This window comes from Falsirhodobacter xinxiangensis (genome assembly GCF_004959935.1).
Classification (GTDB): Bacteria; Pseudomonadota; Alphaproteobacteria; order Rhodobacterales; family Rhodobacteraceae; genus Falsirhodobacter; species Falsirhodobacter xinxiangensis.
Genome location: NZ_SMYN01000002.1, coordinates 225,239 through 247,831, shown reverse-complemented (window position 1 = coordinate 247,831; position 22,593 = coordinate 225,239). Strand labels below are relative to the sequence as shown.

General features: G+C 64.5%; 23 protein-coding genes. 8 read left to right on the top strand and 15 right to left on the bottom strand.

The window, feature by feature from the left end; all coding sequences use genetic code 11:
• Window positions 1-50 precede the first annotated feature (50 nt).
• The gene (locus E2K76_RS03295; RefSeq protein ID WP_136682840.1) at window positions 51-1,247 is read left to right on the top strand and encodes a pyridoxal-phosphate-dependent aminotransferase family protein; all 1,197 of its coding nucleotides are present in this window, start codon (window positions 51-53) and stop codon (window positions 1,245-1,247) included.
• Here E2K76_RS03295 and E2K76_RS03290 read toward each other — a convergent pair.
• The 3 genes from E2K76_RS03290 to tyrS all read right to left on the bottom strand — a co-directional run bounded on the left by E2K76_RS03290 (window position 1,244) and on the right by tyrS (window position 4,424).
• A complete protein-coding gene (locus E2K76_RS03290) occupies window positions 1,244-2,008 on the bottom strand; it encodes a gamma-glutamyl-gamma-aminobutyrate hydrolase family protein (RefSeq protein WP_136682839.1) in 765 nt (254 codons plus the stop codon). The genes E2K76_RS03295 and E2K76_RS03290 overlap by 4 nt on opposite strands.
• A 92-nt stretch (window positions 2,009-2,100) precedes the next feature.
• Window positions 2,101-3,081 carry a L,D-transpeptidase gene (locus E2K76_RS03285; protein WP_136682838.1) on the bottom strand — a complete coding sequence of 327 codons (981 nt, stop codon included), beginning with the start codon at window positions 3,079-3,081 and terminating at the stop codon, window positions 2,101-2,103.
• A gap of 98 nt (window positions 3,082-3,179) precedes the next feature.
• Complete coding sequence (gene tyrS, locus E2K76_RS03280) at window positions 3,180-4,424, bottom strand: tyrosine--tRNA ligase (protein WP_136682837.1); 1,245 nt, start codon at window positions 4,422-4,424, stop codon at window positions 3,180-3,182.
• A gap of 61 nt (window positions 4,425-4,485) precedes the next feature.
• Here tyrS and E2K76_RS03275 point away from each other — a divergent pair, with 61 nt between their 5' ends.
• A complete protein-coding gene (locus tag E2K76_RS03275) occupies window positions 4,486-5,571 on the top strand; it encodes an anhydro-N-acetylmuramic acid kinase (protein WP_136682836.1) in 1,086 nt (361 codons plus the stop codon).
• A gap of 57 nt (window positions 5,572-5,628) precedes the next feature.
• Here the strand turns inward: E2K76_RS03275 and eno are convergent, their stop codons facing one another.
• From eno to E2K76_RS03250, 5 genes are all read right to left on the bottom strand, one after another.
• On the bottom strand, window positions 5,629-6,906 hold the full coding sequence (gene eno, locus E2K76_RS03270) for a phosphopyruvate hydratase (RefSeq protein ID WP_136682835.1): 1,278 nt from the start codon (window positions 6,904-6,906) through the stop codon (window positions 5,629-5,631).
• Between the two features lie 63 nt (window positions 6,907-6,969).
• Window positions 6,970-7,851, bottom strand: a complete 882-nt coding sequence (locus tag E2K76_RS03265; RefSeq protein WP_136682834.1) for a DMT family transporter — start codon at window positions 7,849-7,851, stop codon at window positions 6,970-6,972.
• On the bottom strand, window positions 7,844-8,254 hold the full coding sequence (locus tag E2K76_RS03260; protein ID WP_136682833.1) for a Fur family transcriptional regulator: 411 nt from the start codon (window positions 8,252-8,254) through the stop codon (window positions 7,844-7,846). The genes E2K76_RS03265 and E2K76_RS03260 overlap by 8 nt, the downstream gene beginning before the upstream one ends.
• 196 nt (window positions 8,255-8,450) lie before the next feature.
• Window positions 8,451-9,539 (bottom strand): 3-dehydroquinate synthase, encoded by a 1,089-nt coding sequence (gene aroB / locus E2K76_RS03255; RefSeq protein WP_136682832.1) that lies wholly within the window; start codon window positions 9,537-9,539, stop codon window positions 8,451-8,453.
• Window positions 9,540-10,079 carry a shikimate kinase gene (locus E2K76_RS03250; protein ID WP_136682831.1) on the bottom strand — a complete coding sequence of 180 codons (540 nt, stop codon included), beginning with the start codon at window positions 10,077-10,079 and terminating at the stop codon, window positions 9,540-9,542.
• A gap of 137 nt (window positions 10,080-10,216) precedes the next feature.
• Here E2K76_RS03250 and E2K76_RS20965 point away from each other — a divergent pair, with 137 nt between their 5' ends.
• From E2K76_RS20965 to E2K76_RS03240, 3 genes are read left to right on the top strand one after another with little or no spacing between them, the layout of a single operon-like run.
• Window positions 10,217-10,351 (top strand): hypothetical protein, encoded by a 135-nt coding sequence (locus tag E2K76_RS20965; RefSeq protein ID WP_281280682.1) that lies wholly within the window; start codon window positions 10,217-10,219, stop codon window positions 10,349-10,351.
• Window positions 10,341-11,861 (top strand): hypothetical protein, encoded by a 1,521-nt coding sequence (locus E2K76_RS03245; protein WP_136682830.1) that lies wholly within the window; start codon window positions 10,341-10,343, stop codon window positions 11,859-11,861. The genes E2K76_RS20965 and E2K76_RS03245 overlap by 11 nt, the downstream gene beginning before the upstream one ends.
• Entirely contained in the window at window positions 11,858-12,763 is a 906-nt protein-coding gene (locus E2K76_RS03240; RefSeq protein ID WP_136682829.1) for a tyrosine recombinase, read from the top strand. The genes E2K76_RS03245 and E2K76_RS03240 overlap by 4 nt, the downstream gene beginning before the upstream one ends.
• Here E2K76_RS03240 and E2K76_RS03235 read toward each other — a convergent pair.
• Window positions 12,760-14,229 (bottom strand): helicase HerA-like domain-containing protein, encoded by a 1,470-nt coding sequence (locus tag E2K76_RS03235; protein WP_136682828.1) that lies wholly within the window; start codon window positions 14,227-14,229, stop codon window positions 12,760-12,762. The genes E2K76_RS03240 and E2K76_RS03235 overlap by 4 nt on opposite strands.
• Before the next feature lie 265 nt (window positions 14,230-14,494).
• On the opposite strand from E2K76_RS03235, the gene E2K76_RS03230 reads away from it, so the two are divergent.
• Entirely contained in the window at window positions 14,495-15,124 is a 630-nt protein-coding gene (locus E2K76_RS03230; RefSeq protein ID WP_136682827.1) for an invasion associated locus B family protein, read from the top strand.
• A 24-nt stretch (window positions 15,125-15,148) separates the two neighbouring features.
• Here E2K76_RS03230 and E2K76_RS03225 read toward each other — a convergent pair whose 3' ends face one another.
• Genes E2K76_RS03225 through E2K76_RS03210 form a run of 4 tightly spaced genes read right to left on the bottom strand, consistent with a single transcriptional unit; the run spans window position 15,149 to window position 19,336 of the window.
• Window positions 15,149-16,357 (bottom strand): beta-ketoacyl-[acyl-carrier-protein] synthase family protein, encoded by a 1,209-nt coding sequence (locus E2K76_RS03225; protein ID WP_136682826.1) that lies wholly within the window; start codon window positions 16,355-16,357, stop codon window positions 15,149-15,151.
• On the bottom strand, window positions 16,354-16,614 hold the full coding sequence (locus tag E2K76_RS03220; RefSeq protein ID WP_136682825.1) for an acyl carrier protein: 261 nt from the start codon (window positions 16,612-16,614) through the stop codon (window positions 16,354-16,356). Before E2K76_RS03220 ends, E2K76_RS03225 begins: the two co-directional genes overlap by 4 nt.
• A 30-nt stretch (window positions 16,615-16,644) precedes the next feature.
• Entirely contained in the window at window positions 16,645-17,736 is a 1,092-nt protein-coding gene (locus E2K76_RS03215; protein WP_136682824.1) for a UDP-3-O-(3-hydroxymyristoyl)glucosamine N-acyltransferase, read from the bottom strand.
• A 28-nt stretch (window positions 17,737-17,764) separates the two neighbouring features.
• The gene (locus E2K76_RS03210; RefSeq protein WP_136682823.1) at window positions 17,765-19,336 is read right to left on the bottom strand and encodes a L,D-transpeptidase family protein; all 1,572 of its coding nucleotides are present in this window, start codon (window positions 19,334-19,336) and stop codon (window positions 17,765-17,767) included.
• Window positions 19,337-19,616: 280 nt separating this feature from the next.
• Between E2K76_RS03210 and E2K76_RS03205 the strand changes: the two genes are divergently transcribed.
• Window positions 19,617-20,186 (top strand): YcbK family protein, encoded by a 570-nt coding sequence (locus tag E2K76_RS03205; protein WP_136682822.1) that lies wholly within the window; start codon window positions 19,617-19,619, stop codon window positions 20,184-20,186.
• Here the strand turns inward: E2K76_RS03205 and E2K76_RS03200 are convergent.
• Both E2K76_RS03200 and E2K76_RS03195 read right to left on the bottom strand, forming a co-directional pair.
• The gene (locus tag E2K76_RS03200) at window positions 20,183-20,893 is read right to left on the bottom strand and encodes an RlmE family RNA methyltransferase (RefSeq protein ID WP_136682821.1); all 711 of its coding nucleotides are present in this window, start codon (window positions 20,891-20,893) and stop codon (window positions 20,183-20,185) included. The two genes, E2K76_RS03205 and E2K76_RS03200, sit on opposite strands and share 4 nt — an antisense overlap.
• On the bottom strand, window positions 20,890-22,002 hold the full coding sequence (locus tag E2K76_RS03195) for a Ppx/GppA phosphatase family protein (RefSeq protein WP_136682820.1): 1,113 nt from the start codon (window positions 22,000-22,002) through the stop codon (window positions 20,890-20,892). Before E2K76_RS03195 ends, E2K76_RS03200 begins: the two co-directional genes overlap by 4 nt.
• 118 nt (window positions 22,003-22,120) lie before the next feature.
• Between E2K76_RS03195 and E2K76_RS03190 the strand changes: the two genes are divergently transcribed.
• Window positions 22,121-22,591, top strand: coding sequence for a fasciclin domain-containing protein (locus tag E2K76_RS03190; RefSeq protein WP_136682819.1), 471 nt, complete (start codon window positions 22,121-22,123; stop codon window positions 22,589-22,591).
• Window positions 22,592-22,593 lie beyond the last annotated feature (2 nt).

Sequence of the window (22,593 nt, the reverse complement as noted above, 5' to 3'; positions counted from 1 at the left end):
TTAGCGCGCAGGGGCCGTAGCGATTCCGGCACCAGATGTCGGAGAGCCCCATGAGCCTTGCCTACGGTCGCCCCTATCTTGCCATTCCCGGGCCTTCGACCATGCCCGATCGCGTGTTGCAGGCGATGCATCGCGGCGCGCCCAACATATATCAGGGGCAGCTGCACGAGATGGTCGCGGGCATCCTGCCCGACCTTCGCGCGGTCGCGGGCACGGCGGGTAATGTCGCCATCTATATCGGCAACGGCCATGCGGTGTGGGAGGCTGCGAACCTCAACCTTTTCTCGCGCGGGGACAAGGCGATCGTGCTGGTCACGGGGCGGTTCGGTCTGGGCTGGGCGACGGCAGCGGCGGCGGTGGGCGTGAACGTCGTCTCCGTCGATTTCGGGCTGCGCAGTCCGGTGACCATGGACCGGGTGGAGGAGGCGCTGCGCGCCCACCCGGACGCCAAGGCGGTGCTGGTCACCCATGTCGATACGGCAACCTCGGTGCGCAACGATGTGGCCGCGGTGCGCGCGGTGATGGATACAGTGGGGCATGACGCGCTGCTGGCGGTGGACTGCATCGCCTCGATGGGCTGCGACGAATTCCGCATGGATGAATGGGGCGCGGACGTGGCCATCGCCGCCAGCCAGAAGGGGCTGATGGTGCCGCCGGGGCTGGGATTCATCTGGTTTTCCGAAAAGGCGCATGAGCGGTCTTTGGGGAACGACCTTCGCACCCCGCATTGGGATTGGACCCCGCGCGCCAAGGTCGGCTATTTCCACGACCATTTCAACGGCACCGCGCCGACGCACCACCTCTACGGTCTGCGCGAGTCGCTGAACATGATCGCCGAAGAAGGGCTGGAGGCGGTGTGGAAGCGGCATGATACGCTGGCGCGCACGGTTTGGGCAGCGTTCGATGCTTGGTCCGCCGGCAATCCGCAGATCGGGCTCAACATCGAGGACGAGGCCCATCGCGGGCGGGCGGTCACGGCGGCACGGCTGGGCGCGCCCCATGCGACGCGGCTGCGCGAATGGACCGAGGGCAAGGCGGGCGTGACGCTCGGGATCGGGCTTGGCATGGCCGATCCGACGGACCCCGCCTATCACGGGTTCTTGCGCGTCGCGCATATGGGGCATGTGAACGCGCATATGACGCTGGGCGCGCTGGCGGTGATGGAGGCGGGGATGATCGCCCTCGATATCCCGCACGGGCCGGGCGCGCTTGCCGCCGCCGCTGCCGTTGTCGCGCAAGGGGCCTAGGTCCGTCCGGACCAGTTGCGCACGGCATCCCCGAATGCTTCGAAAAGCGGGCGCGAGACCGGATCGCTCACCGCCTGCCATTCGGGGTGCCACTGCACCGAAAGGGTAAATCCCGGCGCATCTTCGATGAAGATCGCCTCGGGCGTGCCGTCCGGGGCGTGGCCGTCGATCCTGACCCGCGCGCCTGCGGTCTTGATGCCCTGACCGTGCAGCGTGTTGGTCATCACCTCGTCAGCGCCGAGGACGCGGTGGAACGGGCCGTCCTTGTTGAAGCGGACCTTGTGGCGCAGGGCAAACTTCTCCTCCTGCGTGCCGTCGGGGGGCATCCGGTGATTCATGCGGCCAGGAAGCTCGCGGATTTCGGGATAGAGGGTTCCGCCCATCGCGACGTTCACCTCCTGAAACCCGCGGCAGATGCCGAAGAACGGCTGACCGCGTTCGACGCAGGCGCGCACCAGCGGCAGGGCCACCGCGTCGCGGCTGCGATCAAAGGTGCCATGCGCGGGGGTTTCCTCCTCGCCGTATTCCTCGGGGTGGACGTTGGGACGCCCCCCGGTCAGCAGGAAGCCGTCGCACAGGTCCAACAGTTCCGGGATGGACACCAGCCGGGGGTCGGACGGGATGATGATCGGCATGCAGCCGGCCGCTTGCGCGACGGCTTCGGTGACCATCCGCCCGCCAAGATGCACGGACCAGCCATCGTTGATGAGGTGGTTGTTGCCGATGATGCCGACGACGGGCCGGCGCGATCCGAGGGTCATGAGAGGATTTCCTGTCTGGACGGGCAGGATAGACAGAGTTTCCAGAGGCTGAAAGGGGGGAAGGGCGATGATCGTCCTTCCCCGCCATCGTCTTAGTTCGGCGTGACGTCTTCGCCCGGCGTTTCGGCTTCAGGCGCCGGAACGACCGGTGCCGGGGGTGAGGCCGTGTCCGCTTCCGGTGCAGGTGCCTCCGCCGGAGGCAGTTCCGCGGGCGCCGGGTCCGCAGGCGATTCTGCTGCCGGCGGTTCGGTTGCTGGAGCCTCGGGTGCAGGCGTCTCGGCTTCTTCGGCGGGCAGCGGCGTCTCGGTCACCGTGGCCGGGGCGAGCGTTTCGGGCGTTGCCGCAGGCACCGGCTGTTCGGCAGGCTTCGGCGCGGCGGGTTTCGCCTTCTTCGGCGCGGGAGGCGGCAGGCGCAGTTTTGTCGGCACCGTTCCGTCCGGGTTGAGCACGACGACCTTCGCGCCCGGCTGCACCCGGTTGTAAAGGTCGATGATGTCCTGATGGATCATGCGGAAGCAGCCCGAGGATGCGTTGCGCCCGATGCTGCGCCATTCCGGCGTGCCATGAATGCGGTAGCCGTGATCGACGCCGTTCGTGGTCAGATAGATAGCGCGCACGCCCAGGGGGTTCGACGGGCTGCCGGGCTGGCCATCCTTCCAACGCTCCAGGCTCGGCTGACGCTCGATCATCTCGGGCGGCGGGGTCCATGTGGGATAGGGACGCTTGCGCGACACGATGGCGGTGCCGGCCCAATCGAAGCCTTCGCGCCCGACCGAGATGCCGTAACGGAGCGCCTTGCCGTCGCCCTGCACCAGATAAAGCAGCTTTTGCGCAGGATCGATCACGATGGTGCCGGGAGCCTCGGCAGTCTCGTAATCCACGACCTGACGGCGGAATTGCGGTGGGATCTGGTCTACCGGGACAGCGGGCAGATCATATTTTCCGTCATCGACCGCGACATAGGCGTTTTCGATGAATTGCGGGCCGGGCGGCGGCGCAGGCTCCAACATCTGCTCGCATCCCGCCAAAAGGGCCACGAGCGCGGTTGCGGTCAGCAATGCCTTGATTTTCATGTCATTCCGCTTTGTCAATGATACGCAATTCACAAGGACGATAGTGCAAGGGGAAGGGGACTTCCATCACCTTCCCCCCAAAGATTTTCACGAACGGGTCAGCCGAGCCGGACCAGCCGGTGCTTCTTCTTGCCCATCGAGACCTTGAGTTCTGCACCGATAGTCTCTGCCGTCACGGGCGCATTGGCGTCGGCGACAAGCTCGTTGTTGAAGCGCAGGCCGTTCTCGGCAATCAGACGCTTCGCCTCTTTGCCGGAGGTTACAAGCCCTGCATCGACCAGGAAACGCGCGACGGACAGACCTTCGGGAAGGGCGGCAAGGGTTACGACCTCAAGCTCCTCGCCGACGCCGCCTTGCTCGAATACGGCTTTGGCGGTGGCTTCGGCTGCGGTGGCGGCATCGCGCCCGTGCAGCAGCGCGGTCACCTCGTTGGCAAGGATCACCTTGGCCGCGTTGATCTCGGACCCGGCGAGGGCGCCCAGACGCTCGCATTCCTCGACCGGAAGCTCGGTATAAAGCTTCAGGAAGCGGCCCACGTCGGCGTCGGTCGTGTTGCGCCAGAACTGCCAGAAGTCATAGGGCGAGAGCATGTCGCCGTTCAGCCAGATCGCGCCGCCCTGCGACTTGCCCATTTTCTTGCCGTCCGAGGTGGTCAGCAGCGGCGAGGTCAGACCATAGATCTGCTTGTCGATCACGCGACGGGTCAGGTCGATCCCGTTGATGATATTGCCCCACTGGTCCGAGCCGCCCATCTGCAGGATGCAGCCATAGCGGCGGTTCAATTCCAGAAAGTCATAGGCCTGAAGGATCATGTAGTTGAATTCGAGGAAGGAGAGCGACTGTTCCCGATCCAGCCGCGATTTCACTGATTCAAACGACAGCATCCGGTTGACCGAGAAATGCCGCCCGATGTCGCGCAGGAATTCGAGGTAGTTCAGCCCGTCCAGCCATTCGGCATTGTTGAGCATGATCGCGTCACGCTCGCCGTCGCCATAGGTCAGGTATTGTGCGAAGACGCGCTGCATCCCGTCGATGTTCGAGCCGATCTGCGCCTCGGTCAAAAGGGGGCGTTCGTCGGCGCGGAAGCTGGGATCGCCCACCTTGGTCGTGCCGCCACCCATCAGCGTGATCGGCTGGTGGCCCGTCTTTTGCAGCCAGCGCAGCATCATGATGTTCAGCAAATGCCCGACATGCAGCGACGCGGCGGTCGCATCATAGCCGATATAAGCCGAGACGACCCCCTTGGACAAAGCCTCGTCGAGCGCCTGATAGTCGGTGCAATCGGCGAGATACCCGCGTTCCATCATCACGCGCAGGAAATCCGATTTCGCATGGTAGGTCATGGTTGTCTCGTGCTTTATATATTGAGGTTTGCCGTATAGCCGGGACGGGTGGGATTTGCCAATGTTGAAATCGGGGCCGGTCTGGGCGCTTGGGGCCATGTCGGGAACGTCGCTGGACGGGGTCGATGCCGCGATGGTGCTGACCGACGGCGCGCGTATACTCGACTTTGGCGATAGCGCCTATCGCCCGTATTCGGATGCCGAGCGCGAGACGATCCGCGCCGGCTTGGGATTGTGGGAAGGAGATGCCGTTTCCGCCGCGACAGAGGTGGTGGAGGCCGCCCATGCCGAAATTCTGGCAGGGTTCCGCCCCGATGTGGTGGGATTTCATGGGCAGACGCTGGCGCATGATCCTGCGGGCGCGCGGACATTGCAGGTCGGATCGGGCGAACGTCTGGCGGCGGCGCTGGGCTGTCCGGTGGTCTGGGACTTCCGCAGCGAAGATGTCCGGCAAGGCGGGCAGGGCGCGCCGCTGGCGCCGTTTTTCCATTTCGCCTGCGCGCATTGGGCGGGCGAGGAGATGCCGCTGGCTTTTCTGAACCTTGGCGGCGTCGGCAATGTCACATGGGTTGATCCGCGGCACGGCGCGCCAGAGGCACCGGGGGCCGTTCTGGCTTTCGACACCGGCCCGGCCAATGCACCGATAAACGATCTGGTGCGCGCGCGGCTTGGACTGGATCGGGACGAGGGTGGAAGTCTGGCGGCGTCCGGCGCGGTGGATGAGACGGTTCTGAATGAGTTCCTGACACGGGATTTTTTCGCAAGAGTGCCGCCCAAGTCTCTGGACAGGAACGATTTCCACGCGATCCTACAGCGGGTGGGACATCTGGCCGATGCGGATGCCTGTGCGACGCTGACGGGGTTTGCGGCGGCGTCGGTGGCAGAGGGGCTGCGGCATTTCCCTGCGCCGGTGGGCAAGATCCTTGCGACAGGGGGCGGGCGTCACAACGGGGCGATGATGCAGATGCTTGCGGCACGCTGCGGTGTGGACGTGCTGCCGGTGGAGGCCGTGGGGCTGGACGGCGACATGCTGGAGGCGCAGGCCTTCGCCTTTCTGGCTGTCCGCGTAGCGCGGGGGATGCCGACCTCTTGCGTTTCGACGACCGGCGTTCGTGCTCCGGTCTCGGGCGGCAGGATCAGCGGGTAGGGCGCCCGCGCCTCAAGCCCCCGCTGGGGGCCATCGGCGCGGGCGGCTGCCGCGCGCTTACTTGCGCAGGATGGAGCGGCCTGCATATTCGGCCACTTCGCCCAGCAGTTCCTCGATCCGGATCAGCTGGTTGTATTTCGCCAGACGGTCCGAGCGCGAGAGCGAGCCGGTCTTGATCTGGCCGCAGTTGGTCGCCACGGCGAGGTCGGCGATGGTGCTGTCCTCGGTCTCGCCCGAGCGGTGGGACATGACGTTGGTGTAGCGCGCGCGGTGGGCCATATCGACGGCCTGCAGCGTTTCGGTCAGCGAGCCGATCTGGTTGACCTTGACCAGCATCGAGTTGGCGCAGCCTTTTTCGATGCCTTCGGCCAGGCGGCGCGGGTTGGTCACGAACAGATCGTCGCCGACCAGCTGCACCGAATTGCCCAGACGGTCGGTCAGCAGCTTCCAGCCGTCCCAGTCATCCTCGGCGCAGCCATCCTCGATCGAGATGATCGGATAGTCGGCGCAGAGAGCGGCGAGGTAATCGACGTTTTCGGCCGAGGTGAGGGACTTGCCTTCGCCCTTCATCTCATACTTGCCGCCCTTGAAGTATTCGGTCGAGGCGCAGTCGAGCGCGAGGTAGATATCCTCGCCCGGCTTATACCCAGCCTTTTCGATGGATTTCAGAATGAAATCAAGCGCGTCACGGCTAGAGTTCAGGTTCGGCGCGAAGCCGCCCTCATCGCCCACATTGGTGTTGTGGCCGGCAGCCGACAGTTCTTTCTTCAGGGTGTTGAACACTTCGGACCCCATGCGGATCGCCTCGCGGACGTTTTCCGCCGAAACCGGCATGATCATGAATTCCTGAATGTCGATCGGGTTGTCGGCATGCTCGCCGCCGTTGATGATGTTCATCATCGGGACGGGCAGGATGCGGGCCGAGGTGCCGCCGACATAGCGAAACAGCGGCTGGGCAGTGTATTCGGCGGCGGCCTTCGCCACGGCCAGCGACACACCGAGGATGGCGTTCGCGCCCAGACGGGATTTGTTGGGCGTGCCGTCCATTTCGATCATGGTGCGATCGATGCCGACCTGTTCGGTCGCGTCGAACCCGACCAGCGTCTCGGCAATCTCGCCATTGACGGCGGCGACGGCGTCCAGAACGCCCTTGCCCAGATAGCGGGACTTGTCGCCGTCACGCTTCTCGACCGCCTCATGCGCGCCGGTGGATGCGCCCGAGGGGACGGCAGCGCGGCCCATCGCGCCGCTTTCCAGCGTCACATCGACTTCGACGGTGGGGTTGCCCCGGCTGTCCAGGATTTCGCGTGCGTGGATGTCGATGATGGTGCTCATGGCCTGTCCTCTATTGACGCTCGCCAAGTGTCTAGCTTGCCCGAAACGTTATGGGAAGGGGCGCTAAGCCGTGTTTGCGTTAGCAATTTTGCGAAGCTGCCTTTCCCGGATCAGCGTATAGATGCCCGAGCCCACGACCAGCGTCGCGCCGGCGATCACGCCCATGTCCGGCCGCTCGCCCAGCAGCAGCGCGCCAAGCACGATGACGAAGACGAGCCGGGCATAGCGGAAGGGCATCACCACAGACACCTCTCCGATGCGGGTTGCGGCGACGATGGTGACGTAGCCCACCGTTCCGGACACGACCGTTCCCAGCAGAAGCCACGCCCCATGCGCAGTCGGCACGACGAACCCGCCCTGGGTGGCGATCATCGCCGTGCCCATTACGAAGATCACGAACAGCGCCGAGAAACTGAGCGAGACTGCCCCGACGCTGCGCGGCACCTTGCGGGTTGCGAGGTCGCGGATCGTCAGGCCGATCATGCCCAGCACTGCCCAGCCCACTTCGGGGCGGAAGCCGTCATCCCACGGGCGAATGATGACGAGCACGCCGATGAAACCGACGGCGATCGCCGTCCAGCGGCGCCAGCCGACCTTTTCGCCAAGGAACAGCGCCGCGCAGCAGGTGAGGGCGAGCGGCTGCGCCTGAAGGATGGCCGATACGAGCGCCAGCGGAGCCAGCGCAAGAGCGGTCACGAAACCGCCGGTCGCAATCATCTCGCCGAAGTTCCGCAGGCCTGCCGCGCCCCACCAGACCTCGCGGCGGAAAAGCGTCTCGCGCCGCATCACGGCCGCGATCCCAAAGCAGGTCGCGCCGAAAAGACCAGTTGCAGCAATGACTTGACCGGTCGGCATCAGCGCCGAGGCAAGCTTGATGAATACGTCCTCGACGGCGAAAAGCGCCATTGCGAGGATCATCAGCCCGATACCGCGCAGGTTATCCATTCTTGATCGGCACTCCATAAAGCTCCAGCCGATGGCCCTTGAGCCGATAGCCGAGCTTTCGCGCGATCTTTTCCTGCAGCGCCTCGATTTCGGGATCGACGAATTCGATGACCTCGCCGGTGTGAAGGTCGATCAGGTGATCGTGGTGATCGCGCTCGGCGTCCTCATACCGGGCGCGGCCATCGCCGAATTCCAGCTTGTCGAGGATACCGGCTTCCTCGAACAGCTTCACGGTCCGGTAGACGGTCGCGAGCGAAATCCGCGGATCGATCGCGGAGGCGCGGGCATAGAGTTCCTCGACATCCGGGTGGTCCTCGGCGGTGCCGATGACGCGGGCGACCGTGCGCCGCTGGTCGGTCATCCGCAAACCTTTGGCCTCGCAGCGTGCAATGATGTCGGGCATCGCGGCTCTCCGTCTTCGTGGGCTTGCGGTGTATGGGATCGGTGGTCGGTTGACCAGTGGGGAAAAGTGCGGATCTTCGCATGAGAATTCCTCCTTGTTGCAAGATCCTGATCTTACTCCAAAGTCACAATTCAAACTTGAATCCACCTGACCACAGATTGATATAATCTGGGTTATGTAACTTTTTACTGCTATCTCATCCTTTAAGCGTGGCAATAACGGCGTCCGCCGGAACGTCGGATGAGATGAACGCCTCGCCAATGTCCCGCGCGAGGATGAAGCGCAGTTTGCCATCGATGACTTTTTTATCCTGACCCATCAGGGCCAGCAGCGCCTCTGCGCTTGGAAGTTCGCCCGGGATGTCGGTCAGGTCGACCTTCATTCCCATCGCCCGCAGATGCGCACGCAGGCGGCTTGGGGCTTCTTGTGGCAAGAGGCCCAGACGCTGGCTCAATTCCAGCGCAAGCACGCAACCGATCGCTACGCCTTCGCCATGCAGCAGACGTTCGGAATAGCCTGTGGCTTTTTCCAGCGCATGGCAGAATGTATGGCCGAGGTTCAGCAGCGCGCGGTCGCCTTCTTCGGTCTCGTCCCGGGCGACGATCTCGGCCTTCATCTGGACGGAACGCAGGACGGCGCGCTGGCACAGTGCCGGGTCGGTCAGTGCCGGACCGTTCGCTTCCAGCCAGCCGAAGAATGCCGCATCGCCCAGAAGACCGTATTTGACGACCTCGCCATAGCCGGACAGGAACTCGCGGCGCGGAAGGCTTTGCAGCGCGTCGATATCGGCCAGCACCAGCGAGGGTTGATGGAATGCGCCGACGAGGTTCTTGCCCTGCGTCGTGTTGATCCCGGTCTTGCCGCCGACGGAGCTGTCCACCTGTGCAAGAAGCGAGGTCGGGATCTGCACGAAGCGCACGCCGCGCCGCAGGATCGACGCGGCAAATCCGGCCAGATCGCCGATCACGCCGCCGCCAAGCGCAACGACCACATCGCGCCGCTCGACCTTCTGTTCCAGCAACCATTCGGTGGCGTGGGCCAGATGCGGCCAGCTTTTCGTGGCCTCTCCGGCGGGAAGTGCCAGCGAGGTGGCCTCGACCCCCTCCGCCTCCAACGCGGCGATCAGGCGCGGCAGTTGCGTATCGGCGACATTTTCATCCGTGATGATCGACACGCGTTTGCGCCGCAGCAGAGGCGCGATCTCGGCCCCTGCCCGGTCGATCAGCCCCCGCCCGATGCGGACCTCATAGCTGCGGCTTCCAAGATCGACGGGGACGATATCCATTCACGGCTCCATGACATGGGGGTGGCGGAACAAGGCGTCGCGCACGCGGGCGGCCATCTGATCGACCGGAACGCCCGGCAGGCTGTCCACGGTGATCGCGGCCATGGCATAGATGTCTTCGCGTGCGGCAAGAAGATCGGCAAGCGTCTGGCGCGGGTTCGCCGTGCGCAGCAAGGGGCGCGAGGATTTGTGCCGCACGCGCTGCCACAGAAGGTCCAGCTCGGCCCGCAGCCAGACCGAAACGCCATGATCCGCGATCGCGCGCCGGTTCGCCTCGGCCAGAAACGCACCGCCGCCGGTGGACAGAACGCATGGAGCGCCCAGAAGAAGCCGCGACAGAACCTGCGATTCTTTCTGGCGAAAGAACGCCTCGCCATGATCGGCGAAGATTTCGGGGATGCTGCGCGCGGCGGCCTTTTCGATCTCGTCATCCGAATCGACGAAGGGCACACCAAGCTGCCGCGCCAGCTGGGTGCCCACGGCGGTCTTGCCCGCACCCATCATCCCGACCAGCACAACGGTTTTCTTCAGCCGCGCCATTCTTCCCTGTCTTCAAAACTCGCGCGGGTTCTGGCCCACGACACTGTTATGGGGTAATGGCGTGAACTGAACGCGATTGCCAGATACAATCGCCAATGACGCCGGAAGCGGCGCTGCGACGGGCAGAAAGGCAAGACATGGGGTTCATCATCAAGACGGTGCTGCTGCTGGCGGTTCTGGGTTTCGCGGCATTGGCCGGTTTCGCCTATCTGGGTGACATGGATCCGCCGCAGTCGGAGATCACCAAGCCGGTGGTGCTGGATGCGGGCTAGGCACCTCGCCTTCCTGTGTCTTGCGGGCGCGTTGCCCGCGCATGCGGAAGCGCCGCTTTCCGCAATCGACTGGCTGTCGCAATCGGTGACGACGCCCGTGGTCATGCCCGCGCCGAAACCGGCAGAGCCTGCGGTTTCGACCTCGCCACTGCCCGGCCATGTCGCGGTGACGCCGCTGGATGGGCCAAGCGCCGATGGCGCGGGGCTGCTGACGCCGCGCCAGACAGGTTTGCCGCGCAACCTCTGGGGCCTTGGCCGCGCGGACGAGATCGCGGCGAAGATCACCGCCGCACCCGCGAACAGCCTGCCGGCGCTGCATGGGCTGATGATGACGCTGCTCCTCGCCGAAGCCGATCCGCCCGCCGACGCGGGAACCGGCAACGCGCTTTTGCTTGCGCGGGTGGACAAGCTGCTGTCGATGGGCGCACTCGATCAGGCACAGGCGCTGCTGGACGTTGCTGGTTCGGACAGCGTGGAGCCGTTCCGCCGCAGTTTCGACATCGCCCTGCTTCAGGGAACCGAGGATCGCGCCTGCAAGATCATCGATGCCTCGCCGCATCTGGCGCCGACCTTTCCGGCGCGGGTCTTCTGCCTTGCACGGTCGGGTGACTGGAATGCGGCTGCGCTGACGCTGCGCACCGGCGTGGCGCTGGGCCATATTCCTGCGGACGAGGACGCGCTTTTGTCCCGCTTCCTCGACCCCGAGCTTTACGAGGGCGAGCCGCCCCTGCCCCCGCCCGAACGTCCCAATCCGCTCAACTGGCGCATGTTCGAGGCGATTGGCGAGCCGCTTTCGACCAATACCTTGCCGCTCGCTTTCGCCCATGCCGAACTGCGCGAAACCGCCGGCTGGAAGGCCCAGCTAGAGGCGGCAGAGCGTCTCTCGCGCGCGGGCGTGCTGGAGCCGAACCAGCTTCTGGGCCTTTACACCGAACGGCAGGCTGCGGCATCCGGCGGTGTCTGGGACCGGGTCGCGGCGATCCATGCGCTGGATGCGGGCCTCGATGCGGGCGATCCCGCCCCGGCGCTTGGGGCCGCGTGGCGACAGATGGTCGGCGCCGAACTGGAAGTCCCATTTGCCCGCATCTATGCCGAGCCGCTGCTGAACAGCGAATTGCGGGGCGAAGATGCGGCGCTTGCCTATCGGATCGGGCTGCTGGCGGGGGATTATGCGGATGCCGCCAAGACCCATGCCCCCGACGATCCGACCGAGGTTTTCCTTGCCGGGATCGCCCGCGGCAAGCTGACGGGCGTTCCGACGACCGACAGCCTTGCCCGGGCCATCGCGGCCGCCTTCATGCGGCCCGTTCCCTCGCCCGAGGCGCAGGGCCTGCTTGCCGAAAACCGGGTGGGCGAGGCGTTGATGCTGGGGGTCGATCGCATCTCGCGCGGGGTGCAGGGCGATCTGCGCGGCGTGACCGAAGGGCTGTCGATCCTGCTGTCCTTGCGGCTTGACGATCAGGCGAAACGCGTGGCGCTGCAACTGATGCTGCTGGAGCGGCGGGGATGAGCGACCACGCCTGGATCTCGCGCTTTCTTGATGCGCAGGCAGCCGAGATCGGGGCCGCGCGCAACACGCTTCTGGCCTATGGTCGCGATCTGAAGGACTTCGCCGGCTGGCTGGAGCGGCGCGCGTCCGATTTCACCCGCGCGGATCGGCAAGCGGTCGAGGATTACCTGATCTTCTGCGATGCGCAGGGTCTGTCCAAGGCGACCCGTGCGCGGCGGCTGGTGTCGATCCGCCAGATGTATAGGTTCGCGCATGAGGAAGGGCTGCGGGCCGACAATCCTGCCATCCGCATGAAAGGCCCCGGCCCTGCCCGGAAACTGCCCGGCACGCTGAGCGTCGAGGAGGTGGATCGGCTGCTCGAAGCCGCCCGTGACAAGGGCCGGAGCGATGCCGCGCAGGTTCGAAACCGCTGCATGATGGAACTGCTTTATGCAACGGGGATGCGTGTGTCCGAACTGGTCGGACTGCCCGAGGCGGCGGCGCGCGGCAACCCGCAGATGATGCTTGTGAAGGGCAAGGGCGGCAAGGAGCGGTTGGTGCCGCTTTCCCCTCCGGCGCGCGAGGCGCTGGCCGCCTGGCTGAAAGTCCGCGACGCCTCCGAGGTGCGCGAATCGCGCTTCCTGTTTCCGGGGCGCGGTGTCGAAGGTCATCTGCGGCGCGAATATTTCTTCAAGCTGGTGCAGCAGATCGCGGTGATGGCCGGGATTTCGCCGTCGCGCGTGACGCCGCACGCGCTGCGCCACGCCTTTGCCACGCATCTTTTGGCAGGCGGCGCGGACCTGCGCGCAATCCAGACGCTGCTGGGTCATTCCGACATCGCCACCGTCGAAATCTATACCCATGTGGTGGACGAGCAGCTCAAATCGCTCGTCCTGAAACATCACCCGCTGGCCGAAGATTAACGCCGTCCGCCGAACAGCGATCCCAGCACGCCCCGCACCAGCGCCTGTCCCGACCGCGAGCCAAGCTGCCGCGCGAAGGATTTGGCAAAGGCCTCGCCCACGCTGTCTCCGCGCCGCGCTGCAGGTTTCTTCGGCTCGTATCGGCGGCCAGCGGAATGTTCCTGCTCTGGCGGTTTGACCCGGGCGGCCAGTTTCTCGAATGCCGACTCGCGATCCACCAGGCGATCGTACTTCCCCGCCAGCGGCGAGGCGAAGATCGCCTGTGCCCGCTCGTCCGGCGTGATCGGGCCAAGCTGCGAGGATGGCGGGCGCACCAGAGTCCGCTCCACCACACCCGGCACGCCTTTCGCCTCCAGGAACGATGTCACCGCCTCGCCCGTCCCGACCTCGCGGATTGCGGTTTCGGTGTCGAAACGCGGGTTCGAGCGATAGGTCTGCGCCGCTTGCGACAGGTTCTTCTGATCCTTGGCCGTGAAGGCCCGCAGCGCGTGCTGCACCCGGTTGCCAAGCTGGGCGAGGATATCTTCTGGCACGTCGGCTGGCTGCTGCGTGACGAAATAGATGCCGACCCCCTTGGACCGGATGAGCCGTGCCACCTGTTCAACCTTGGCGACCAGCGCCTTGGGCGCGTCGTCGAACAGCAGATGCGCCTCGTCGAAGAAGAAGACCAGCTTGGGTTTTTCAGGATCGCCCACCTCGGGCAGCGTCTCGAACAATTCCGACAGCAGCCACAAAAGGAACGTTGCATACAAGCGGGGCGAGTTCATCAGCCGGTCGGCGGCAAGAATGTTGATGCGCCCCCGCCCATCCGGCGCGGTTTGCATCATGTCCGCAAGGTCCAGCGCAGGCTCGCCAAAAAGTTGCGTTCCGCCCTCGTTCTCCAGCACCAGAAGACGACGCTGGATCGCGCCGATCGATGCCTTGGCGACCAGACCATAGCGGGTGCCGACCTCCTCGGCATTCTCGCCCACGAAGTTCAGCATCGCCTGAAGGTCCTTCAGATCCAGAAGCGCCAGCCCCTCCTCGTCCGCCAACCGAAAGGCGACGTTCAGCGCGCCTTCCTGCGCCTCGGTCAGCTCCAGCAACCGCGACAGCAGCAGCGGACCCATCTCGGCCACGGTCGTGCGGATCGGGTGTCCCTGCCGCCCCCACAGATCCCAGAAGGTGACGGGAAAGGCGGCATAAGCCAGATCGAGGCCGATGGTCTTTGCGCGGGCCGCGAATCCCTCATGCATCTTTGCGGTATCGCTGCCGGGACGGGCAAGCCCGGCAAGATCGCCCTTCACATCGGCCAGGAAGACCGGAACGCCCGCCGCAGAAAACCCCTCGGCCATGACCTGGAGCGTGACGGTCTTGCCGGTTCCGGTCGCGCCGGCGACCAAACCGTGCCGGTTGCCGTATTTTAGAAGAAGGGTCTGCGCCGCGCCGTATCCTTCGCAACCGCCGCCGATGAAGATGCCGTCCATCCGAAAATCCCTCTGCCGAACCGCCCTGTGGGGATGAAGCCTTTTCCCGTCCAGCCTGACAACCGGAACATTCCAGTTGACGGACCATCGGCCAGACCGTAGCGTAACAGTAATAAGTCGGCCAGTCCGACAGGGAGCATCACTTCGGAAAGGGTCGGCGGAAAGCCGGCCCTTTTCCTTTTTCATGCGTGACTTCCTGACAGTTTCTCCCTGACTTCGGCTTTCGCACATGCTAATCCGGCTGGCAGAACCACTTGAGGACGATATGCGAATGTCGAAGACCCTTACCAGCCTTCTTGCCTTGACATTGGGCCTTGGCCTTGCACAGGCCACGCTCGCGCAGGAGGCTGCCCCCGCCGCGCCGACTGCCGATGCACCTGCTGCCGAAGGGCTGAGCATGGGCGCGGCCCCCGCCGATCCGAACGGTCCCGGCAGCATGTATGTCGAGGCGAACTTCAACGACTGGGAACAGCGTTGCATCCGCGAGGAAGACGGCACGAACCCCTGCCAGCTTTATCAGCTGCTTCAGGATGGCGAGGGCAACAACGTCGCCGAATTCAGCCTGTTCAACCTGCCCGCCGGGAATCAGGCAGCTGCCGGTGCGACCATCATCGTCCCGCTGGAGACGCTGCTGACCGCCAATCTGGTGATGAAGGTCGATAACACTCCCGAGAAGGTCTATCCCTTCAGCTGGTGCAGCAATGTCGGCTGCGTTTCCCGCGTCGGGTTCACGCAGGCCGAGGTGGATGCGTTCAAGAACGGATCGAAAGCCGTGCTGACCATCGTTCCGGTCGTCGCTCCCGATCAGAAGGTTGCGCTGGACCTGTCGCTGTCGGGCTTCACCGCAGGCTTCAACGCCGTGACCGAGGCGAACACCAAGAACGCCGGCCAGTAAGGCCAAGGCCCCCGAAAGGGGGCCTTACACCTTGCGCAGGGCCAGAACCGCGTTCAGCCCGCCGAAAGCGAAGGCGTTGGACAGCACGACATCCACCTTCGCATCCCGTGCCACGTTCGGCACGACATCCAGCGCACATTCCGGGTCCGGCTCCTCATAGCCGATGGTGGGGGCGATCACCCCGTCCTTCAGCGCCATGATGCAGGCCAGAAGCTCCACCGCGCCGGTCCCGCCGATCAGGTGCCCATGCATGGATTTGGTGGACGAGATCGTCAGCCGGTCGGCGTGATGGCCAAACACATCCGCCACCGCCGCGCATTCGGTCTTGTCATTCGCCGCCGTGCCGGTGCCGTGGGCGTTGATATAGCCCACCTCCTCGCCGTTCAGCTTCGCATCCCGCAGCGCGCCCGAAATCGCCCGCGCCGCACCCTGCTTGTTGGGCATCACGATGTCGGACGCATCCGAGGTCATGGCGAAGCCGACAACCTCGGCCAATATCTCGGCCCCGCGTTTCCTGGCGTGCTCGTATTCCTCGAACACGAAGACGGCGGCACCCTCGCCCTGCACCATGCCGTTGCGATTCAGGCTGAACGGGCGGCAGGCGTCCTTGGACATGACGCGCAGCCCCTCCCACGCCTTGATGCCACCGAAGCAGAGCATGGATTCCGAGCCGCCCGTGACCATCGCCCGGCTCATCCCCGACCGGACCATGTTGAACGCCTGCCCCATCGCGTGATTGGAACTGGCGCAGGCGGTGGCGACGGTGAAGCTTGGCCCCTTGAGGTTGAACTCCATCGAGATGTGGCTGGCTGCCGCGTTGTTCATCAGCTTCGGCACGACGAAGGGGTGAACGCGGTTCTTCCCTTCCTCGTAGACCGTGCGGTAATTCTCGTCCCAGGTGTTCACGCCGCCCGCGGCGGTGCCCAGCACGACGCCGGCCTCGTATCCCAGATGGCCATCGAAGTTCAGACCCGATTGGCCCACCGCCTCGCGCGCCGCAAGCAGGGTGAATTGGGTGAACTTGTCATAAAGGACGATTTGCTGGCGGTTGAAATGCGCCTCGGGGTCCCAGTGGTGGACCTGCCCGCCGATCTGGATCGACAGGCGGTCGCGGTCGCGGATCTCCAGTTCGGTGATGCCGCAACGGCCTTCGCGGAACGCCTCGAACGTGCCGGGAACGTCGTGGGCCAGCGCATTGATCGTGCCGGCCCCGGTAATGACGACGCGCTTCATGCCTTCTGCGCGACCAATCCCTCGACCGCTGCCACGATGGACTTCACGGTAGAGATGTCGAACCCGCTGGCCGAAGGATCGTTGGCGTTGAACGGGACGGAAATGTCGAACGCCTCTTCGATGGCGAAGATGGATTCGACAAGGCCGAGGCTGTCGATACCAAGGTCCGCCAGCGTGGAATCGGGCGTCACATCCGCCGGGTCCAGCACCGCCTGTTCGGCAATGATCCGAATGACCTCTTGTTCGACGGATGTCATGGCTGTCTCCTGTTCGTCCGCGTAAAAGTTCTAGTCACCTACACCAGGGTTTGAAACAGATTTCTGAAGCTCTGCAACCTTGGCGGCAAGTCGTGGCAGGCGGCGCAATGCCTTCTGGATTTCGACATGGCTGTCCATCTTGATGGCGGGATAGCCCAGAAGGACGCGGCCAGCCGGGGCGTTGCTCAGGATCTTGGTGCCGCCGCCCGCGATCACGTCATCGCCGATGAAGATGTTGTCCGACACGCCGACCTGCCCTGCCAGCACCACACGGTCGCCGATCTTGACCGACCCCGCGACACCCACCTGCCCGCACAGCAGGCAATCCTGCCCGACCTGCACATTGTGCCCAAGGTGGACCAGGTTATCGATCTTGGTGCCGTTGCCGACGGTCGTGTCGCGGATGGTGCCCCGGTCGATGCAGGAATTCGCGCCCATCTCCACATCGTCGCCGATTGTGACAGAGCCGAGAGAGTGGATGCGGACCCAGCTTTGCGCGCGGATTTCGGCGCGGGTGCCAAGTGTCTGTCGGATCTCCTCGATCCCGGATTTCTCGGGGGTGACGAAGGAAAAGCCGTCCGCACCGATCGCCGCGCCGGGTTGGCAGATGAACCGGTCGCCAATGACCACCCGTGCGCCGATCTTGGCACCCTGCAGGATCAGCGCATCCGCACCGATCCGCACCCCCTCGCCGATGGAGACATGCGAGGCGATGCGCGCGCCCGCCCCGATCCGCGCCCCCGCGCCGATGGTGACGAAGGGGCCGATCGCGGCATCTTCGGCAATCTGGGCGGTCGGATCGATCACGGTCATCGGGTGGATGCCGGGCGCGATCTGCGGCCCCTTGTCCATCATTCGCGACAGCCCCGCCATCGCAAGCCGCCCGCGCGGAGCAAAGATCGCAGCCTTCAGGCCCAACTCCTGCCAATCCGCACCCGGCCAGACCAGAGCCGCCTGCGCCTTCCCTTGGGCCAGTCCCGCCGCGTATTTCGGATCGAGCGCCAAGGCCAGTTGATCCGGCGCGGCGCTGGCCGGTTCGGAAACGCCATCTATTGCGATGTCGAGGTCACCCGCCGCCTCTGCCCCGAGGGCGGCTGCGATTTCGCGGATCGTATGCGGCATGTGGACCTCCGTTACTGACGGAACTGATCTAACCCTGAACCTCGCGCAATGCCACCCCGGCGGCGTCCAGCGCATCCCAGACCGCCGCATCGCGGCCATAGATGTCGGGATGATAGTTGATCTGCCCGACCGCGGGCGCCACCGCGGTGAAATAGACAAGATGCACCGGCACAGGCTGCGCAAGGTTCACCCGCGTTTCCTTGCGGCTGGCAAGGATCTTGCGGAAAGCCCCCTCGGGATCGGCCTCCTGCGCCGACAGCAGAGCATAGGCGAAATCGAACGGATCGGCCAAGCGCACACAGCCATGGCTGAAGGCGCGTGCAGCCCTGTCGAACAGGGATTTCGATGGCGTGTCATGAAGATAGATGTTCCACTTGTTGGGAAACATGAACTTCACAAGGCCCAGCGCATTCCGGTCGGATGGCGGTTGGCGCATCGAAAACGGGAAGGTCCGCGCAGTGTAGGCGCCGAAATTGACCGCCCCCCGATCCACCACCCGTCCATTCGCATCGACGACATGGATATGCGACACCGCGTTGCGATTGCGCTGAAGCTGCGGCAGGTATTCCTGCGTCACGATCGATCGCGGCACGAACCACGAGGGGTTGATGACCATGTGATCCATGACATCGGAAAATTCCGGCGTGCGTTGATCCGGAACCTCCTTGCCGATGACCGAACGGGTCTGGAACACGACCTCGCCCCCGTCCACGATCTGTGTCGTGAAATCGGCAAGGTTCACCCAGATGTGCCGCGCGCCGCGATCCGCGTTCATCCAGCGTTGCCGCTCCAATGCGACGAGGACGGATTTCAACCGCTCGTCCGGGCCGATGTTCAGCGCGGCAAGCGTCGCCTCGCCCGCGATGCCGTCGGCGGAAAGGGCGTGATCCGTCTGGAAACGTGCCACGGCCTCGCGCAGCGGCGTGTCATAAGTGGCGGCCGCGGTGCGCCCCAGATAACGCATGGCGATCAGACGGTCGCGCAGCGCGACCACGCTCGCGCCCGATTGGCCGGGCCGCAGGATCGATGCGGGGACCGCGCGCCCCCAATCGGCGGAGCGCAGCAGCCGCGCCGCCCGCATCAGCCGCGCATATTCCGGGTCCTGCGGCGGCAGCTTGCGCAGAAACCCCGCCGGATCAGCCTCGAACGCGGCGAGTTCGGCAAGGGGCTCCCTATGGCTGACATCGCGCACGATCGTTGGATCGACGCGGCCCGGAACGATTGCCCCCGACCGCAGGTCATGGGCATAGGCAAGGAAGGCGCGGGTGATCGCCATCTCGACCCGCCCCAGATCGTCGGGGGTGTAGACGGCCCGAAGCTGTGCGATCAGCCCCGCGGCGTCATAGCGCGATGTGGGCAGGCCGTGTTCGGATGCGGTCGCAATGGCATCAAGGAAGATTTGCCGCCGTTCCGACGCATCCGGGCCGGTCCAAAGCGGCGCGTAATGCCGCTCCTGATAGAATCTTGCGATCTGATCGCCGCTTCCGGCGGCGCTCGCGATGACCTGGGCCAGCCCGGCCTCCTGCGCCACGACGGCGCTTGGTGGCAGAAAAGCCATCATCAGCCAAAGGGCATGTCCCAGTCTCAGCCGCCGCGTCATTGAAAAACCCAAAGGAAAAATCGCTTCAACGTCATCATTTACAACCGCCGGACCGCTGTCCATGCAGTCCGTTTCGCGGCCATGGCGCGCGTGACATTCCTGCAACTTGCGGTGACGAACATGCATCACGCACCGGCATCAGCGGTTGTCTGCCGATCCGCAACCCCGCCCTCGCGTTTTTCGTAACGCTATCTTGGGAATCCGTGCGCCTTATGGCATAGAGTGCAGACGAACTGTCGGCACAGACAGACGTGGCAAGATCGAAGCGGGACAGGCAAAAATGGCAGGATCATCCTTACCGGGGCTGACGCGACGCGGGCTTCTGGGGGCATTCGCAGCAACGATGGTGGTGGCAGCACCCACGACATCGCAAGCGTTCGGCTTCCTTCGCGGCGCTGGCGACGTTCGCCGAATCAAGATGTATTCTGGCCGGACCGGCGAAAGCCTCGACACGATCTATTGGATCGAAGGCGAGTATATCCCCGAGGGTCTGCGCGAGATCAACCATTTCATGCGCGACTGGCGGACCAGCGACACGGTCCAGATGGACCCCCGAACCATCGACATCATGGCCGCGTCCCACCGCCTAATGGATGTGTCCGAACCCTATATGCTTCTGTCCGGATATCGCAGCCCCAAGACCAACGCCATGCTTCGGTCCCGCTCGGGCGGCGTTGCGCGCAATTCATTGCATATGGTCGGCCAGGCCGCCGACCTGCGACTGAAATCCCGGTCGGTCAGCCAGATGGCCCGCGCGGCGGAGGCCTGCTCCTCGGGCGGCGTGGGGCGTTATTCGCGCTCCAACTTCGTCCACATGGATTGCGGCCCGGTGCGGAGCTGGGGCGGTTAAGCCCGCCGCCCCCTGAACCCCATAGCCACGACGAACTTTTCCGAAGAATTGGAGCGTGACGCCGGCGGCTTCACGTTCGCGACCTTGGTGAAGTTCTTCTTCAAAATCTGCTGAAGCTCATTCTCGGCACCGCCTGCCAGAACCTTGGCGACGAAGGTGCCCCCTTCCTCCAGCACGTCGAACGCAAACTCCGCTGCTGCCTCGCACAGGGCGATGATGCGCAGGTGATCCGTGCCCTTGTGGCCCGAACTGGCTGCGGCCATGTCGCTCATAACCACGTCTGCCGCGCCGCCGAGCCAGCCCTTGACCAGCATATCTGCATCGTCGGACAGGAAATCCAGCTGGTGGATTTCGGCGCCCGGGATCGGCTCCACCTCTTGCAGATCGACGCCCAGCACCGTGCCCTGCTTGGCCGACCGCTCGCCCAGCGCATTCACCCGCGCGACGGCGACCTGACACCAGCCACCCGGCGCGCAGCCAAGATCGACCACGCGCGCACCCGGCTTCAGAAAGCCGAACTTGTCATCCAGTTCCAGAATCTTATAGGCGGCGCGACCGCGGTAGCCTTCCTTCTTCGCCTTCACGACATAGGGGTCGTTCAACTGCCGCTCCAGCCACAGCGTCGAAGACAGCTTGCGCCCCTTCGCCGTCTTCACCCGCACGCGAAGATCGCGCTGCCCGCGGCCCGAAGTGTTCTTTTCCGTCATTTCAATGGTCCGTCTTCCAGAACGCCATCCGCGTTCATCTGTGCATAGAGAAGCCCCTCGCGCAGGCCCCGGTCCGCGACCGAAAGCCGGTCGGTGGGCCAGATGCGCATCAGGGCCTGAAGGATCGCCGCGCCCGACATGATCAGGCTGTGCCGATCGCGTCCGATCTGAGGATCGCTGCGCCGCCCTTCGGGGCCGAGCGCAAGATAGTCCCGGATCACCGTGTCGATCTGGTCCGAGGTCATGTGCAGCCCGTCAACCTTGGTGCGGTCATAGCGCCGCAAGCCGAGGAAGGACGCCGCGACCGTCGTGACCGTCCCCGAGGTTCCGATGATCTGAAACCCCTCGCGCGGGTTGTTCGCGTTATAGGGTGAAAAGCTGGACAGATTCTCCTCGAAGAACCAGCTCATCAGGGCGAAACGTGCGGCATCGTCCTCGACATCACCGAACTGATCCTTGAGCGTCGCAACCCCGAGTGGGACCGAGATCCAGTCCACGACCCGCGCCGCGCCATCCTGCCCTGAAAACCCGGTCCGTAGCGCCATGATCGACCGTGGGCGATCTTCGGGCGACACGTCGGACAGGTCGATCCAGACAAGCTCGGTCGAGCCGCCGCCGATATCGACGACCAGCAGCTGTTCGGTCTTCGGGCTGACCAATGGCGCGCAGGAGATGACGGCAAGGCGTGCTTCCTCCTCCGGTGCGATGATCTCCAGCGCGAGGCCGGTTTCACGGCGCACCATGCGAATGAAATCGCGGGCGTTGCGCGCGCGGCGGCACGCCTCGGTCGCGACCAGACGCATGCGGCGCACGCCATGCTTGTCCAGCTTTCCCTTGCAGATGCGCAGCGCCTGCACCGTACGCCCCATCGAGGCGCGCGAAAGCCGGCCGGATGCCTCCAGCCCAAGGCCAAGTTGAACGGTCTTGGAAAAACTGTCCACGACCTGAAAATGACTGCCCCTTGGCCGGGCAATCAACATGCGGCAACTGTTCGTGCCAAGGTCAAGCGCCGCATAAAGCGAAGACCCCGGCGGGGTTGCGGAAGGTTCTACCCGCGCAGAAAGCTGCGCCGGGATCGCGTCCGCACCCCTGGGACGCTCGGGCGCCATGTGATCGCCCTCCAATTCTCGGTTAAAATCGAACGTAAACCTGCCGCTTGTCTTGTGCAAGGGTGGAACCGGAAGCGCCGCCACGCGTTGGGCAAAGTTGTTCCGACGGAGATTCCCGATGCGTCCCTTCCGCCTCGCCGCTGCCATGATCCTGTTCGCCTTCCCGGCCGTGGCCGAGAATGTCTATGATTTTGCAGCCCATTCGGCGCAGCACCGGACCTTTGCGGCAACGATGCACGCGACGGGCATCGACCGCGCCCTTGGCAATCGCGGCCCTTATACGATCTTCGCCCCGACCGACGCAGCCTTCTCTCGGCTTTCGGGGCTGGGACAGTTGGACCGCGAAGAGTTGGTGGAGCTTTTGACCTGCCACATGGCTCCGACGCAGGCGCTTGCAGCAACGTTGCAGCCCGGACAATCCCGCATCGTGCGGACCGTGGGTGGCTGCACCTTGACCATGCAACGTGTGGGCGACGAAGTTCTGCTGCGAAGCTCGGGCGGGCAGTCTCAACGCATCGCGGCGGCGGACCTTCGGCAGTCGAATGGGGTCGTGCATGTCATCGACATGTTGATCCTGCCCGAGTCTTGACG

Coding starts and splice junctions, on each gene's coding strand:
- E2K76_RS03210 (WP_136682823.1), bottom strand. CDS start 19,336: ATGACGCGGCGGCTGAGACTGGGACATGCCCTTTGGCTGATGATGGCT.
- E2K76_RS03245 (WP_136682830.1), top strand. CDS start 10,341: ATGCGGGCTAGGCACCTCGCCTTCCTGTGTCTTGCGGGCGCGTTGCCC.
- E2K76_RS03250 (WP_136682831.1), bottom strand. CDS start 10,079: ATGGCGCGGCTGAAGAAAACCGTTGTGCTGGTCGGGATGATGGGTGCG.
- E2K76_RS03195 (WP_136682820.1), bottom strand. CDS start 22,002: ATGGCGCCCGAGCGTCCCAGGGGTGCGGACGCGATCCCGGCGCAGCTT.
- E2K76_RS03265 (WP_136682834.1), bottom strand. CDS start 7,851: ATGGATAACCTGCGCGGTATCGGGCTGATGATCCTCGCAATGGCGCTT.
- E2K76_RS03225 (WP_136682826.1), bottom strand. CDS start 16,357: ATGAAGCGCGTCGTCATTACCGGGGCCGGCACGATCAATGCGCTGGCC.
- E2K76_RS03190 (WP_136682819.1), top strand. CDS start 22,121: ATGCGTCCCTTCCGCCTCGCCGCTGCCATGATCCTGTTCGCCTTCCCG.
- E2K76_RS03215 (WP_136682824.1), bottom strand. CDS start 17,736: ATGCCGCATACGATCCGCGAAATCGCAGCCGCCCTCGGGGCAGAGGCG.
- E2K76_RS20965 (WP_281280682.1), top strand. CDS start 10,217: ATGGGGTTCATCATCAAGACGGTGCTGCTGCTGGCGGTTCTGGGTTTC.
- E2K76_RS03205 (WP_136682822.1), top strand. CDS start 19,617: ATGGCAGGATCATCCTTACCGGGGCTGACGCGACGCGGGCTTCTGGGG.
- E2K76_RS03260 (WP_136682833.1), bottom strand. CDS start 8,254: ATGCCCGACATCATTGCACGCTGCGAGGCCAAAGGTTTGCGGATGACC.
- E2K76_RS03295 (WP_136682840.1), top strand. CDS start 51: ATGAGCCTTGCCTACGGTCGCCCCTATCTTGCCATTCCCGGGCCTTCG.
- eno (WP_136682835.1), bottom strand. CDS start 6,906: ATGAGCACCATCATCGACATCCACGCACGCGAAATCCTGGACAGCCGG.
- E2K76_RS03290 (WP_136682839.1), bottom strand. CDS start 2,008: ATGACCCTCGGATCGCGCCGGCCCGTCGTCGGCATCATCGGCAACAAC.
- aroB (WP_136682832.1), bottom strand. CDS start 9,539: ATGGATATCGTCCCCGTCGATCTTGGAAGCCGCAGCTATGAGGTCCGC.
- E2K76_RS03285 (WP_136682838.1), bottom strand. CDS start 3,081: ATGAAAATCAAGGCATTGCTGACCGCAACCGCGCTCGTGGCCCTTTTG.
- E2K76_RS03235 (WP_136682828.1), bottom strand. CDS start 14,229: ATGGACGGCATCTTCATCGGCGGCGGTTGCGAAGGATACGGCGCGGCG.
- E2K76_RS03240 (WP_136682829.1), top strand. CDS start 11,858: ATGAGCGACCACGCCTGGATCTCGCGCTTTCTTGATGCGCAGGCAGCC.
- E2K76_RS03275 (WP_136682836.1), top strand. CDS start 4,486: ATGTTGAAATCGGGGCCGGTCTGGGCGCTTGGGGCCATGTCGGGAACG.
- E2K76_RS03230 (WP_136682827.1), top strand. CDS start 14,495: ATGCGAATGTCGAAGACCCTTACCAGCCTTCTTGCCTTGACATTGGGC.
- E2K76_RS03220 (WP_136682825.1), bottom strand. CDS start 16,614: ATGACATCCGTCGAACAAGAGGTCATTCGGATCATTGCCGAACAGGCG.
- E2K76_RS03200 (WP_136682821.1), bottom strand. CDS start 20,893: ATGACGGAAAAGAACACTTCGGGCCGCGGGCAGCGCGATCTTCGCGTG.
- tyrS (WP_136682837.1), bottom strand. CDS start 4,424: ATGACCTACCATGCGAAATCGGATTTCCTGCGCGTGATGATGGAACGC.